This window comes from Streptomyces sp. NBC_01390 (genome assembly GCF_045040105.1).
GTDB lineage: Bacteria > Actinomycetota > Actinomycetes > Streptomycetales > Streptomycetaceae > Streptomyces.
Window position 1 is genome coordinate 10,395,197 of sequence record NZ_CP109551.1, and the last position, 14,544, is coordinate 10,409,740.

The following is a 14,544-nucleotide window of genomic DNA, read 5'->3' on the forward strand; positions in this document are numbered from 1 at the left end:
GTGGTCTGTGTCGTTCGCGGCGGCCGTCATGTGCTGGTCTCTGCCCCCAGCATCACCAGCACATGACGGCCGTTTCCCCCGATCCCCAGGTGGAGTAGAGGCGTACGCGGACGAAGTAGTGGCGGCCCTTGACGAGCCGGACCCTTACATGGGCGTTGTGCGGAGTGCCGCCGTCGTCGTCGGCGGACAGATAGCGGGGCTCGCCGTCGATCTCCTCGAAGACCGCGACGACCGTGTCGCTCTCCCCGAAGGTCCCCACGGTGTAGTCGCGGGTCTCCGGCGGCGCGATGCCGAAGTCGGCCTGCTCGCCCGCGCCGAGACGCAGGGGCGCCGACCTGAACGGCACCAGTTCGGCGGGCCTGCCCGAGCCCGTCGGCGGATACCAGCGGAGCACGCACTCCTTGTCGGCCGGGGAGAGTGTCCCCGGTGGCCGCACCCCGGAGCGCAACTGCTCCGGTTCGAGGATCAGCCCCGCCGAGAACGGGAACTGCATGATCGACAGCGGGTCCCAGACGGAGCCGTTCACCTCGTCCGGGTCGAGCTTGCTCAGGATGTTGGCGTTCGTCCTGTCGCGGCCCCAGAAGTTCGGCGGACCTGCCAGGTCGTCGTACACGGCCTCGTCGTCCCAGTGGATACCGGCGAACGGGTTCTGGTGCTCGTGGAGCAGGCCCAGGGCGTGCCCGATCTCGTGCAGGGCCGTCGCGCGCTCCCCAAGCGCGGTCAGGTCCCAGCCGAAGTTCATCGTGCGCCGCCCCAGACCCACCGAGAGTGCGTCCCGCCCGACCGTGGAGTACGAACCGTCACCGGTCTGGAAACCGATGCGCAGTTCTGCCTCTGAACGGTCGCGCACCTCGACGAACGACAGCCCGATCCCCAGGCCGAGCCACTCCCGGAAGCAGTCACGGACGACGTCGCGCTGTGCTTCGGCGCCGACCCATGACTCCCACCGTGTCTCCCCGGTCCCCGGCAGAGGGATGACCGAGCCGTCGCTGTCCCGGTCGAAGAAGTAGTAGTGGAGCACGGTGCCGTTCACCCACATCAGGCGCCCCGAAAGGAGCGCACTGAGCCGCTCGGCAGGCAGCCCCGGTGCGAACGTGGGGGCCGGCTGCTGCGGAAGTGAGCAGAACCGTGCGTTCATGGGGAACAGACTGCGGGTCGCGGCGCTCGGGCGCCTGAGTCGGGGGCTACTCAAGTCACCCTGTATCAAAGCTGAGTAGCCCCGCTCTTGTTCACGTGACGACTTTCGAACGGGATGCCAGGACCCTGGAACTGCCCTGGCCGTTCACCGGCCGGGACGACGAACTGGAGCTGGTCCGCCGGTCATTGGCGGCCGAACGGCGGGGCGTCGTGGTGACGGGTCCGGCCGGACGCGGCAAGACCCGGCTCGTCACGGAGGCCGTCCGGGGCATCGAGTGCCCGAAGGTGACCGGCATGCCCGAGACCCGGGACATCCCCTTCGCCGCGTTCGCCCACCTCCTCCCGGAGCAGGTGACCCTGCATCGCGCGGTCCAACTCCTCACCGGAGTACGGACGTTGCTGGTCGACGACGCCCATCTGCTGGACGACTCCTCGGCCGCCCTGGTCCACCAGCTCGCGGTCCACGGACGTACCCGGCTGCTCGTCGTGGCAACCGACGGCAGTGCGGCGCCCGGTGCGGTGTCCCGCTTGTGGACCGGCGAGGTGCTGCCGCGTCTCGCCCTTGAGCCGCTGCCCCGTGAGGAGACCGCCCAGCTGGTCGCGGCCGCTGTCGGCGGCCCGGTCGAGCCGCTCACCGCCCGCCGTCTGCACCACCTCTGCCAGGGCGACCTGCGGCTGCTGCGCGACCTGATCGGCGCGGTGCTCGGACGCGGCGAACTCGCCCTGGAATCGGACGAGTTGAAGTGGCGAGGCCCGGTTCCCGTGACCGCCGCGGTACGTGAGAGAGCCGCCCAGGCACTGAACCGCTCCTGCACCGCGGAACGGGACGCGCTGGACCGTCTGGCGTTCAGTGAACCGCTCGCACTGGACCTCGCCGACCTGGACCTGTACGCCCTCGAACGCCTCGAAGCCGATGGTCTGATCAGCGTCGACGCCATGACCGAGGTCCGCCTCGCCCACCCCCTGCACGGCCCCGTCCTGCGCGCGGGCGCCGGACAACTCCGGGCCAGGCGACTGTCCCGTACCCCGGCCGAGTGCGCGTCGGCCCTGGAGGCCGAGCGCGCCGAACTGGCCGACCGGATCGAACGCACCGACGTCCAGGAGCCGGCCGGCCCCGTCGGGGACTGGCTGACGGCCGAGAACACGGGACCGCACCCAGCCGTATCGGTCGGCTACGCGACCGTCCGGGCCCGCTTCGCCCGACTGCGCGGAGAACTGCGCGAAGCACTGTCCTGGGCCCGGGAAGGCCTGCTCGCCGACCCGGACGACCCGTCCTGCCGTACGGAACTGGCGCTGGCGGCAGCCCAGTCGAGCGAGGCGGCGACCGCGTCCCCCGGGCACGCGACCCCCTGGCTGCGGGCGGCGCACGGCGACCTCGCCGGGGCACTGGAGTCGGTCACGGACCCCAAGGGCGGCGCGGGGGAGGCGTACACCCTGTACGACGCCGTACGCCTCGGGGCCCCGCACCTGGTCGCGGACCGGCTCGCCCGACTGCCCGGCGCGGGCGCCGAACCCCTGGCCCGGCACGCCGACGCGCTCGTCCGCCAGGACGGCCCGGCGCTGGACCGCGCCGCCGAACTGCTCGAACGCCGGGGCCTGTTGCTCTTCGCGGCCGAGGCGCACGCCCAGGCCGTCCCGGTGCACCGTGACCCGAGCGCCGCGCGCAGGTCCCGCTCCCGTGCGATGACTCTGGCCCGGCGCTGCCAGGGCGCCCGTACCCCTGCGCTGTCCGGTCTCGTCCTCGGCGAACTCACCGCGCGCCAGCGCCAGATCGTCACCCTGGCGGCGACCGGCCTGAGCAACCGCCAGATCGCGGACCGGCTCACCCTGTCCATCCGTACGGTCGGAAACCACCTGTACAGCGCGTACACCCGACTCGGCGCGAGCGACCGGGCCGCCCTGCCCTGGCTGCTGGAGGACACCCCGGCCGCGCAGCCCGCGTGATCGCGGTCCGGGGATGACCCGGCTCTCGGCGCAGCCCGCACGATCGCCGCCGGGGCTCGGGCGCTGCCCTGCGCCGGGCTCCCGCCGCTCCCGAACAGGGGGCGCGAGCCGGTCGGCATGCTGAGCGCCTCGACGCCTCGCGCGCAGCTCACGTGGCCGCCGTCCAGGGGCGCAGGCCCCTAGGCGGGCTCAGGCGGCGCCGAACGCCGAGAAGGCCCAGCCCGTCGCCTGGTGGGTGGCGTCCCCGGGCAGGGCGGCGCGGGCGTCGCGGAGGGCTTCGGCGAGGGAGAGGCCCACGCTGAGGCCCTTGTGCAGGGCCAGCATCAGCGGGACCACGGCCGCGTCGTTGACCGGCGCGCTGCTCGCCACCACGCCCGCCGTGCCCAGCGGGAGCAACGCCGTGACCAGACCGAGGAGTTCGTCCGCGCCGACGGTCGCGAGGCGGCCCGTGTCGCAGCTGGACAGGATGATCCGGTACGGGCTGCGGCCGAGGCGCTCGAAGTCGTGCACGATCAGCGGACCGTCGGCCATCCGCAGCGACGAGAAGAGCGGACTGTCCGCCCGGAAGGTGCCGTGGGCGGCGATATGGGCCAGCGCGGCCCCGTCCAGCGCCTCCAGCACCGCCGGAACCCGCGCGCCTTCGTGTTCGAGGACCGTCGGCCTGCCGTACCGGTCGACCAGGTCGGGCACCTCCGCCCCGCCGCTCGCCAGCCCCGGCCCCCGGACCAGGACATGCCGGCCGCCCGACGGAGGCCCGGTCTCCTGGGCGCGCAGCCAACTGCTCGCCGACGGGGACACACTGAGCACCCGCTCCCGGAGGGAGGGCAGCAGCGCCCAGGGAACCCGGTGCAGCCTCCCCGGTGGGACCACGACCACCGGGCCCTGGCCCAGATACGGAACGGCGGCGCCCAGCAGCAGTTCCTCCAGCCGGCGCCCCGACGCCTCGAGGACCGGCAGCCTGCCCTCCGCCCCCGGATGCGCGAGCCGCCGCAGACCCGCCTGGACGTGCTCCGCCTCCGTCACCGCGTCCGCGAGCCGCCCCGCCTCGAAGCGGCGTACCCGCCCCTCACCACAGAGCAGCACCTGCACCCTGCCGTCGACGACGGCGATCTCGATCAACCGCCCACCGCTGCCCAGGTGTTCGAGCAGCCGACCGGGGTCGAAGCTGCGCCCGCCGCCGGGGGACTCGCCGCTGATGTGGAGGGTGCGCGAGCGCACCTCCCGTTCCAGGCGACGCTGTTCACGCTCCAGCGCGGGAACCGGGCGGCCGTCGATCCGGGCCTCCTCCGCGCGGGAGGCGATCTCCCGGAACGCGGTCAGACTCTGGACGAGCGCCGGATCGTCGGGCGGCCGGGCGGGCGGCGCCGACAGGACCGTGGCCCGCCACCGCTCGCTCCACACCAGCAGCCGCCGCGGCCCCCCGGACACCAGGGTCGCCCGCTGTGCCAGGGCGGCCAGTTCGGCACCCTGAGCCGTGGCCCGGGCCCGCAGCTCCGAGGCGCCGAGCGTCATCCGGTGGTCGTCCAGGACGGCGAGCCCGCGCCGGCAGGCCTCCAGCACGCCGCGCCCCGACCCGGCCGCCTCCGCGCGCAGCGCCTGCGCCGCCCAGCCCGTCATCCGGGCCAGCGGTGGCCCGACGCGCCGGCTGCGGGCGGCCACCTTCAGATGCTTCTCCGCGTCCTCGGTCCAGCCCAGCTTGAGCGCGATCCGGCCCGCGAGCAGCGATGCCTCCGGCGCGGCCGGCGACCCGAAGGCGGCGAGACGGTCGGCCACCGCCGCCGCGTCCGCGACGAGCCTGCCCGACGTCCGCCCGGTCGCGACCCGCGCTTCCAGCAGCACCAGCCGGGCGTGCGCCTCCCACCAGCTGCGCCGCTGCCCGGCGAACAGACGTACGGCCACCGCCGCGCGGGCGATCGCGGTGTGCGGATCGTCCGCGAGGCGGGCGGCCTTCGCGGCGGTCAGCAGCAGCTCCGCCTTGCGGGTGCTCTGTCCGCCGATGCCGTCGAGCACGGAGAGCGCCGCGTCGGCCTCCGCGACCGCCTCCGGCACCAGCCCGGCCGCCATCAGCACCTCGCAGCGCCGGATGTAGAACACGAAGATCGGCGTGCCCAGCCGGTCGTAGCGCTCGGCCGCCTCGTCGAACAGGCGCAGCGCCGCCGGAATGTCCCCGGCCCGGTAGGCGGCCAGCGCCCGGCTCTCGACGACGTCGGCCTTGTCGTGCTCCTGGCCGGTGGTGTCCCACAGCTGCTCGGCGGCCGTGAAGTCGGCGTCGGCCCGCTCGGGTCGGCCCAGCGCTAGATGCACGGTCGCCCGCAGGGTCAGCGCCCGCGCCGTCCAGATGGTGTCGTCCGCCTGCCGCAGCACGGGAATGGCCCGCCGTACGTCCTCCAGGGCCTCGCGATGATGGCCCAGCACCCACCAGGCGTACGCCCGCCGGTACAGCACGCGCGCGCGTGTATGGCCCGTGCCCCGGTCGACGCCCTGCTCGAAGGCCTCCAGGCCCTGCCGGGTACGGCCCGCGTGGACCAGCGCCACACCGAGCGTGCCGAGGACGTCCGCCTCACGCTCCGCCGAACCGGCGTCCGCCGCGAGATCGCGGGCGCGCCGCAGATGACGCAGGGCGACGCGCATGTCGCCGAAGTCCCGCTGCCACATACCGATCACCTGATGGGCGACGGAGGCGTGCAACGGCGTCGGATCGCTGCCGAGGACGTTCTCCGCGCGCGCGAGGGCGTCCTTCGGTCGGGCGAACACCATTGGGAGCAGTTCGAGGACCGTGTCGCTTCCCGCTGTCACCCAACGGATGGTAGTGCTCCGCGCCCCGCGTCACACAGGTTTGGCCATGGATAACTCGCTGTCCATCGCTGAACGATCCCTGTATCAAGAAACGTGCCGCGACCCCTGTATCACGCGGCGGCCGGACGGCTCTTCATTGTGGCAACAGGGGATCGGTTCAAGGGGGAGGGCATTTCCATGGCACCTCAGCGTTTCCAGGAGCAGTTCGACCAGATCCAGCGCTCCATGCCCGGCGTCGAGCTGGCGATGGGGCCCGACGACGCCGCCGAGTTCATCTACGAGAAGGGTGTCGTCCTCGCCCGCGACGGCGAGGAGGCGCGGATCGTGGAGGACACCGTACGCGCGCACTTCACCACGTTCGCCGGCCTCGCCGCCGACGACGTGCGCCGCGCGAGCCCGCAGACCAACCGGTCGGGCATCACCCGGATCCGGGTCGGCGACCCGGCCCAGGGCGGCCGGCACGGCGACCGCGCGGTGGCGGGCGCGCTGCGTGCGCTCAGGGAGACGGAGGGCAACGCGGGGCGGCGCCTGGTCAGCCGCAACCACGTGGTGCACATCGCCCCTGTCAACGCCTGTCCCGGCGACGAGCCCGTGCCTGTCCCCTTCGCCGCGGGACCCAACCCGGCGGTCGCGGAGAGCGGTTACGACCCGGAGAGCGCGGTCGGCGTCCTGGTCGTCGACACCGGCCTCATGCACGACTACGCGTCCTACCCGGCGATGGCCCACGTCCAGGGCGACACCCAGCTCGACGAGTGCGACGCGAACGGCGTGCTCCAGCAGTACGCCGGGCACGGCACGTTCATCTCGGGCCTTGTCGCGGCCGTCGCCCCCAACACGAACATCGTCTCCCGCAACACCCTCAACGACGCCGGCGCGATCCTGGAGTCCGAGTTCGGCGACAAACTCTTCGAGGCCGTCGAGCGCGACGGCTGGCCCCCCATCATCAGCCTCTCCGCCGGCACGTCGAACGGCAGCACGGAAGGCCTGCTCGGCCTCACCGCGTTCATGGAGGCCCTGCGCCAACAGCCCCGCACCCTGCTGGTCGCCGCCGCCGGCAACAACGCCAGCGCCACCCCCTTCTGGCCCGCCGCCTACGCCGACAAGCCCGAGTACGCCCAGTCGGTGATCTCCGTGGGCGCCCTGCGCAGCGACGGCGAGTTCGGCGCCTGCTTCAGCAACCACGGCGCGTGGGTGAAGGTCTACGCCCCCGGTGAGCGTCTCACCGGTGCTCTCACCGGCTTCGGGACACCGGTGCCGTACATCTACCAGCACAGCACGTACGCCACCTGCCGGCACCACTTCACCTACGCCTGCACCTGCCAGGCCCCCGCGCACCTCGGTGTGCTCTCGGGAGACACCGAGACCGCCTCGGGCACCCCGGACCAGGTGATGTTCGAGGGGTTCGCCCAGTGGAGCGGCACCTCGTTCGCCACCCCGGTGGTCGCCGCGATGATCGCCGCCCACATGACCGCACACAAGGAGGCCGACCCGCGCGTCGCCCGGCAGCAACTCCTCGCGGCGAACACCGAGTTCGCCGAGGTCCGGGGCGCGGTCGTACCCGCGCTGATCCCGCCCACCTGGAGCCCGGTGCCGGTCGTGAACCTCCAGCCCGCCCCATGAGGTCAACATGCCTCCGTACAAGGACAAATCGAGTGAGGACCATGCGTAGGACGAGTGGAGCACCCCCTTCCACGGCGTACGATGACTGGCCGTACACGAGGGGTGGGGACGTGGACCGAGCTGCGGTCGGCGCCTTGGTCCAGTCTGCCGTCGACGGTGACGCGGCGGGCTGGAAGGCGCTGGTGGAGGGGCTGAGCCCGTTGGTGTGGTCGGTGGCACGCGCCCACCGGCTGTCCGACGCCGACGCGCACGAGGTCTACTCGACCGTCTGGTTCCGCTTCGCCCAGCATCTGGGCCGGATCCGGGAACCGGAGAAGGCGGGCTCCTGGCTCGCCAGCACGGCCCGGCACGAGTGCCTCAAGGTCATCAGGAGCACCCAGCGGATGACACCGACGGACGACGCCCAGCTGCTCGACCGGATCAGCGACGACCGTACGCCCGAACAGTGGGTGATCCAGTCCGAGGAGGCCTCCGCCGAGGCGGAGCGCGTCCGGCGGTTATGGCAGGAGTTCGAGGAACTCGGCGCCCGCTGCAGGCAGTTGCTGCGCATCCTGATGTCCTCGCCGCCACCGAGCTACCAGGAGATCTCCGCCGGCCTCGGTATCGCCGTCGGCAGCATCGGCCCCCTGCGCCAGCGCTGCCTGCGCCGGCTGCGGGTACGACTGGCCGCCCGGGGGGTGCTGTGAACAACGCACACGACGGCGACGGACTGCCCCAGGACCCCGAGGGATTCGACGACGACATCGACGACGCCGACGACCTGCCGGAGTTCGAGGGCGACGACTCGCTGGACAACGACCTTCTGCAGGAGACACTGAGCCAGGCCGCCGCCGTCATGGATCCGGTCCCGGCGCAGCTCCAGCAGACCGCGGTCGAGGCCTACGCCCTGTACTCGCTCGACACCCGGCTGGCGGAGCTGACCTTCGACTCGCTCGTCCACGGAATCCCGGTCAGAGGCGAAATGGCCCCGCCCCGCATGCTGACCTTCCACACGGACGAACTGACGGTCGACATCGAGGTGAGCGCACACGGTCTGATGGGGCAGGTGTTACCGCCGCAGGAGGCCAGGATCGAGGTGCTGAGCGGTCCGCAGCTCGCCTCGCCTCCCACCCTCACCGCCGACGGCATGGGCCGCTTCACCAGCGACCTGCATGTCACCGGCCCCTTCGCGCTCCGGCTGCGGACGGACGCGGAGGTCGTCGTGACGGAGTGGCTGCGCGTCTGACGCGACGCACGAGAGCCGGGGGCGGACCCGCCCCCGGCAACCGCTCTCACCCCACGGCCACCAACGGGTAGTGGCAGGCGACCGCACTCCCCGCCGCCGTCGTGACCAGCGGGGGCCGCTCCACGGCGCACACCTCCCGCGCGTACGGACACCGCGTGTGGAAGGTGCAGCCGGCCGGTTTGGCCACCGGATTGGGTACGTCCCCGGTGAGGACGATCCGCTCACGGCGCGGCGCGTCCGGGGCGCCCGTCCCGTCGTCGATCTCCGGGACCGCCGACATCAGCGCCTCGGTGTAGGGGTGCGCGGGAGCCCCGTACAGCGTCTCCGTGTCGGCGAGTTCGACGATCTCACCGAGATACATGACCGCGATCCGGTCCGACACATGACGGACCACGCCCAGGTCGTGCGCGATGAAGACGTACGTCAGCCCGAACTCGTCCTGGAGATCGGCGAACAGGTTCAGCACCTGCGCCTGGATCGACACATCGAGCGCGGACACCGGTTCGTCGGCGACGACCAGCTTCGGGGACGTCGCCAACGCCCGCGCGATACCGATGCGTTGACGCTGACCGCCCGAGAACTCGTGCGGGTACCGGTCCAGATGGGCCGCCGCCAGCCCCACCACGTCGAACAGCTCGGCCACCCGGCGCCGGACGGCGGCGGCATCCCCGTACCGGTGGATGAGCAGCGGCTCTGCGACGATGTCCCCGGCCCGGCGGCGCGGGTTCAGGGAGGCCTGCGGATCCTGGAAGACGAGCTGCATCCCCGGTCGTACGGGGCGCAGTCGGCGTGCGGACAGGGTGGTGATGTCCTGCCCGTCGAACTCGACCCGCCCGCCGGTGATGTCGGTGAGCCGGACCAGACAGCGGCCGAGCGTCGACTTCCCGCAGCCGGACTCGCCGACGATGCCGAGGGTCTCACCCCGCCGCACCTCCAGCGAGACCCCGTCCACGGCTCGCAGTACCTTGCGGCGCCGGGTGAGGGAGTCGCCGCGCAGGGGGTAGTGCTTGGTGACGTCGGTGGCGCGCAACAGCACGTCGGCGCCGCCGGTTCCGGTCTGGGGGGCCGTGGTCACGGTGCCGCCTTTCTGTCCAGTGTGGAGTGCGCCGTACGGGCCGACGCGCGCTCCTCGGCCGGCAGCCAGCAGGCGTCGAGGTGCCCCGACTCGCCGCGCAGTACCGGGCGTTCGGCGCACCGGTCGTGCCGCGCCGGGCACCTCGGCGCGAACGCGCACCCCTCCGGCAGGCTGTCCGGCGACACGGGCACGCCCGCGATGGTGGGCAGCCGGCGCAGCCGAGGCCCGCCGACCCGGGGCACCGAGTCGAGCAGCCCCCAGGTGTACGGATGCCGGGGGCCGTGGAACACGGCCCGGCGCGGCCCCTCCTCGGCCGCCCGCCCGCCGTACATCACCAGCACCCGGTCGGCGATCTCGGACACCACACCCATGTCGTGCGTGATGAGGACCACCGCCGAACCGCGCTGGTTCAACTCCCGCATCAGGTCGAGGATCTGGGCCTGGATCGTCACATCGAGCGCGGTGGTCGGCTCGTCGGCGATCAGCAGCGCCGGACCGCAGGCGAGGGCCATCGCGATGACCGCCCGCTGCCGCATCCCGCCCGAGAACTCGTGCGGGTAGGCGTCGACACGCGAGGCGGCGTCCGGGATGCCCACGTCGGACAGCAGGTCGACCGCCCGCGCGAGCGCCTCCTTCCGGGACACCTTCTCGTGCGCCCTGATCTGCTCGGCGATCTGCCAGCCGACCGTGTAGACCGGGGTCAGCGCGGTCATCGGGTCCTGGAAGACCATGGCGATCTCCCGGCCGCGCACCGACCGCATCTCCTTGTCGGGGAGGGTGAGCAAGTCCCGCCCACGGAAGCGGACTTCGCCCGTGACGGTGACGTTCGGACTGGTGAGCAGCCGCAGCACGGCCAGCATCGAGACGCTCTTGCCGGAGCCCGACTCGCCGACCACGCCCAGGATCTCGCCGGGGACGACCGAGAAGGACAACCCGTCCACGGCCGTGACCGTGCCGGTGCGGGTACGGAAGGAGATCCGCAGATCCCGTACGTCGAGCAGGGGTTCAGAAGGTTCAGACATGGCGGGCCCTCGGATCGAGTCGCGCGTACAGGATGTCGACCAGCGCGTTGGCGAGGACCACGAAGAACGCCGCGTACATGACCGTCCCCATGATCACGGGCAGGTCCAGGTTCTGCAGCGCGTCGAAGGTGAGCTTGCCGACGCCTGGCAGGCCGAAGACGACCTCGGTCAGCAGGGCCGCGCCGCCCACCAGCGCGCCGAAGTCCAGGCCGAACAGCGACACGATCGGGATGAGCGAGCAGCGCAGCGCGTGCCGGACCAGGATCCGCCGCTCGGACAGTCCCTTGGCACGGGCGGTGCGTACGTAGTCCTCGCCGAGCGCGCTGACGACCTCGCCGCGCAGCAGCCGGGCGTAGATACCGGCGTACAGCAGCGCCAGGGTGAGCCAAGGGAAGAGCAGGTGCAGCGCCCACTGGCCGGGGTCCTTGGTCAGGTCCACGTACCCGGGTGGCGGTACCCAGGAGAACACCGAGTCGTGCAGCCGCTTCTGGGTGAGGAGGTTGACGACCTCGCCGAGCCAGTAGGCGGGCAGCGAGACGCCGACGACCCCGACCAGCATGATCAGCGGGTCGGCGGCCGTGCCGCGCAGGGCGGCGGCCACCGTGCCCATGAGGATGCCGACCGTCATCCAGATGACCGCCGCCCCGATCACCAGCGACAGCGTCACAGGCATGGCCTGCGTGATCTGCGGGATGACCTTCGAGCCGCGGTTGACGAACGACTCCAGGTCCCGGTCGATCAAGAGGTGCCGCATCATCAGCAGATAGCGCACGGGCAGCGGCCGGTCGAGGCCGAAGGAGTGCCGTACCTGGGCGAGGGTGGCCGGGTCGGCGTTGCGGCCCGCGATACGGGCGGCGGGGTCGACTCCCGGGGTGGCGAAGAAGATCAGGAACACCAGCACACTGATCGCGAACATCACCAGGAGCGCGGAGAGGAAGCGCCGGAGCGCGAAGTACAGCATCGGATCACACCCCTCCGCGCAGTCGGGCGTTCGGGTCGAGGGCGTCGCGCACTCCGTCGCCGAGCACGTTGAGGGCGGCCGTCGTCAGCGCGATGAGCAGCCCGGGCGCGATCGTCACCGTCGGACGGGTGTACAGCAGCCCGAGGCCGTCCTCGATGATCGTTCCCCAACTGGCGTCGGGCGCCTGGACGCCCACCGACAGGAAGGACAGCGCCGACTCCGTGAGCATCGCCAGCGCGGTCATCAGCGGCAGGAACACGATCGCGGTGGGCAGCACGTTGGGCAGCACCTCCCGTCGCATGACCCGCAGCGCGGGCGCGCCCGACCCGATGGACGCCTGGATGAACTCCTTGTTCCGCAGCACCAGCACCTGCCCGCGCATCGGCCGGGCCACGTACGGGACGTAGATCGCCGCGATGATCACGACGGGCAGCCACAGACTCCCCGCCTCGACGGTGACCGGTCCGAGACTGAGCCCGTCCGTGAGCAGTACGACGGACAGACAGATGGCCAGCAGATAGACCGGGAAGGCCCAGATCACGTCCAGCACACGGGAGATGACCGCGTCGACGAACCCGCCCGCGTACCCGGCGACGACCCCGACGGCCGTACCGACCACGCAGCACACCAGCGCCGCCGCGACCCCGATGAACAGGCTCGTACGGCCGCCGTAGAGCAGCCGGGCCATGACGTCCCGGCCCTGGTTGTCGGAGCCGAGGAAGTAGTGGCTGAAGTCCCAGGTGGGGCCGATGGGCGTGACGCCGAGACCGAGGCCGGTGGTGCTGGGCGTCAGCACCGGCACGGTTTTTCCCCCCACGACCGTCGTACCGGAGACATGCGACTGGAACGGGTCGGTGTGCGCGATGTGGTCGGCGTACAGCGGAGCGCACAGGGTCACCGTGACGACGGCGAGCAGGACGAGGGCCGCGGCCACCGCCGACCTGTTGCGCAGCAGGTCGGCGGCGGCGGTCCGCCAGGGGCCCGGCGAACGTCGCCGGGCCTCTGGGGCGGCCAACTGGGTCGCGATGCCGCTCACTTGACCCACAGCTGCCCGACGAGCATGTAGAACTGCTTGCTGAACCGGTAGTTGCCGACCCGCTTCGAAGTGAAGTCGACGAGCTTCGGGTTGATCACCGGGACCACCGGGGACTGCGCCATGATGTCCTGGTCGATCGTGCCCCACTGCTGGTCGGCGGCCTTCTGGTCGGTCTGCCCGGTCTTCAGCGCGGTCTGCATCCGCGCGTCGATGCCCTTGTCGCAGAACCCGGAGATGTTGATGCTGGAGTCACTGCCCGGGTGGAACGAGGCACACGACAGCAGCACGTTGAGGAAGTCGGAGGCGGCCGGGTAGTCCTGGTACCAGGACGTCAGCGCCAACTGCACCTTGTTCTTGGTGTTCTGGATGTAGGTGAACTGGATGTTCCCGGACAGCGGCTTGAGCGTCGCCTTGTAGCCGAGCTGGGTCAGCAGACTCTGCAGATACTGCCCGATCGACTTGTTCACCTCGTCGTCCTGGACGACGATGCCGACCTCCTGCCCGGCCGTCCCCGACTGCTTGACCAGCGCCTTCGCCTTGGCGAGGTCCGGCGCCGACCAGGTCTTCCCGCCGCCCTTGGTGTACTGGCACTTGTCGACGTGCCCGGGGAAGCCCGGCGGCAGGATCGTGCACGCGGGCGAGGCGAGGTTCTTGCCGCCGTACAGCCCGACCACCGCGTCCCGGTCGACCGCCCAGTTGATGGCCTGGCGCGCCAACTTGTTGTTGAACGGGGCCGAGTTGACGTTCAGCGTGACGTACCAGAACGCGGTCAGCGGATTGACGTGCGCCTGCGAGGCGTACTTCGTGCCGATCTCGCTCAGCCGGTCGGAGGGCGGCGGGTCGTACATCCAGTCCGCCGAGCCGTTCTGTACGGCGGTCACCTCGGACTCGACGGTCTGCCCGAAGGTGTAGTCGACGTCGTCGGCGTAGGCCTGGGGCTGGGCCTCGCGGGACCACTCCTTGAAGTACGGGTTGCGGACCAGCTTGAGCGCCCGGTTCGGATCGTACGAGGCCGCCATGTACGGGCCGGTCGTCGGGAGGGGCTTGGTGCCCGCGTCCTTCACCGGCGAGTCCTTCGGCAGGATGCTCGCGTGCGGAACGGCCAGCTTGTACGCGAACTCCGGGTCCGGCGCGGTCAGATGGACGGTGACCGTGCCGGCCGCCGCGTCACCGACGACGCCCTTGGCGAGCGTGCAGGAGGCCGGCGTCTTGAGACAGGCGTCCGCGCCGACGATCCCGTTGTAGAAGGTGCCGGCGGTCGGGCTGGACACCTTGAAGATCCGCTGGAAGGACGCCACCACGTCGTCGGTGGTCACGGGCTTGCCGGTGGAGAACTTGATGCCCTTGCGGAGCGTGAAGGTGTACGTCTTCCCGCCGTCGCCGACCACCGGCATGGCCGCCGCCAGATCGGGGACGACGGTGAACGACTCCTGCCCGCCGGTCTTCTTGAACGCCAGCAACCCGTCGTACATCGACTGGTACAACTGCCAGTACTGGAGCGTGTAGTTGACCTGCGGGTCGAAGGTTCCGGCGGCCGCGTGGGCGACCAGTTTCAGCGTGCCGCCCTTGTGCGCGGGCTGGAACGCGGCCGACTGGGCGCCGCCGGTGGCGGTGGAGGTCGGGTTCGACGAGCCGCCGTCGTCGGAGGACGAACAGGCGGTCGCGGTGAGGGCAAGGGCGGCGGTCACCGCGGCGAGGGCGGTGCGTCTGGTGATCCGGGGCATGGGC

Annotated in this window: 11 protein-coding genes; 4 read left to right on the forward strand and 7 right to left on the reverse strand. The window is 71.6% G+C overall.

Translation table 11 applies throughout. The annotated features are described in order from the left end of the window. Positions 1–52: 52 nt before the first annotated feature. A complete protein-coding gene (locus tag OG241_RS46400; RefSeq protein ID WP_405824708.1) occupies positions 53–1,138 on the reverse strand; it encodes a M12 family metallopeptidase in 1,086 nt (361 codons plus the stop codon). Between the two features lie 95 nt (positions 1,139–1,233). Here OG241_RS46400 and OG241_RS46405 point away from each other — a divergent pair, with 95 nt between their 5' ends. Then, positions 1,234–3,081: a LuxR C-terminal-related transcriptional regulator gene (locus OG241_RS46405; RefSeq protein WP_405824710.1), complete on the forward strand. Its 1,848-nt coding sequence runs from the start codon at positions 1,234–1,236 to the stop codon at positions 3,079–3,081. A 189-nt stretch (positions 3,082–3,270) separates the two neighbouring features. Here the strand turns inward: OG241_RS46405 and OG241_RS46410 are convergent, their stop codons facing one another. Next, positions 3,271–5,838 (reverse strand): CHAT domain-containing protein, encoded by a 2,568-nt coding sequence (locus OG241_RS46410; protein ID WP_405826813.1) that lies wholly within the window; start codon positions 5,836–5,838, stop codon positions 3,271–3,273. A 216-nt stretch (positions 5,839–6,054) separates the two neighbouring features. Between OG241_RS46410 and OG241_RS46415 the strand changes: the two genes are divergently transcribed. From OG241_RS46415 to OG241_RS46425, 3 genes are read left to right on the forward strand one after another with little or no spacing between them, the layout of a single operon-like run. After that, on the forward strand, positions 6,055–7,497 hold the full coding sequence (locus OG241_RS46415; RefSeq protein ID WP_405824712.1) for a S8/S53 family peptidase: 1,443 nt from the start codon (positions 6,055–6,057) through the stop codon (positions 7,495–7,497). Between the two features lie 41 nt (positions 7,498–7,538). After that, positions 7,539–8,183, forward strand: coding sequence for an RNA polymerase sigma factor (locus tag OG241_RS46420; RefSeq protein WP_405824714.1), 645 nt, complete (start codon positions 7,539–7,541; stop codon positions 8,181–8,183). Continuing rightward, positions 8,180–8,722 carry a hypothetical protein gene (locus tag OG241_RS46425; protein ID WP_405824716.1) on the forward strand — a complete coding sequence of 181 codons (543 nt, stop codon included), beginning with the start codon at positions 8,180–8,182 and terminating at the stop codon, positions 8,720–8,722. The genes OG241_RS46420 and OG241_RS46425 overlap by 4 nt, the downstream gene beginning before the upstream one ends. A 46-nt stretch (positions 8,723–8,768) precedes the next feature. Here the strand turns inward: OG241_RS46425 and OG241_RS46430 are convergent, their stop codons facing one another. From OG241_RS46430 to OG241_RS46450, 5 genes are read right to left on the reverse strand one after another with little or no spacing between them, the layout of a single operon-like run. Next, a complete protein-coding gene (locus OG241_RS46430; RefSeq protein WP_405824718.1) occupies positions 8,769–9,797 on the reverse strand; it encodes an ABC transporter ATP-binding protein in 1,029 nt (342 codons plus the stop codon). Further along, on the reverse strand, positions 9,794–10,819 hold the full coding sequence (locus OG241_RS46435; protein WP_405824720.1) for an ABC transporter ATP-binding protein: 1,026 nt from the start codon (positions 10,817–10,819) through the stop codon (positions 9,794–9,796). Before OG241_RS46435 ends, OG241_RS46430 begins: the two co-directional genes overlap by 4 nt. Beyond that, a complete protein-coding gene (locus tag OG241_RS46440) occupies positions 10,812–11,780 on the reverse strand; it encodes an ABC transporter permease (protein WP_405824721.1) in 969 nt (322 codons plus the stop codon). Before OG241_RS46440 ends, OG241_RS46435 begins: the two co-directional genes overlap by 8 nt. A gap of 4 nt (positions 11,781–11,784) precedes the next feature. Beyond that, entirely contained in the window at positions 11,785–12,816 is a 1,032-nt protein-coding gene (locus OG241_RS46445; protein ID WP_405824723.1) for an ABC transporter permease, read from the reverse strand. Beyond that, the gene (locus OG241_RS46450) at positions 12,813–14,540 is read right to left on the reverse strand and encodes an ABC transporter substrate-binding protein (protein WP_405824725.1); all 1,728 of its coding nucleotides are present in this window, start codon (positions 14,538–14,540) and stop codon (positions 12,813–12,815) included. Before OG241_RS46450 ends, OG241_RS46445 begins: the two co-directional genes overlap by 4 nt. Between the last annotated feature and the right edge of the window lie 4 nt (positions 14,541–14,544).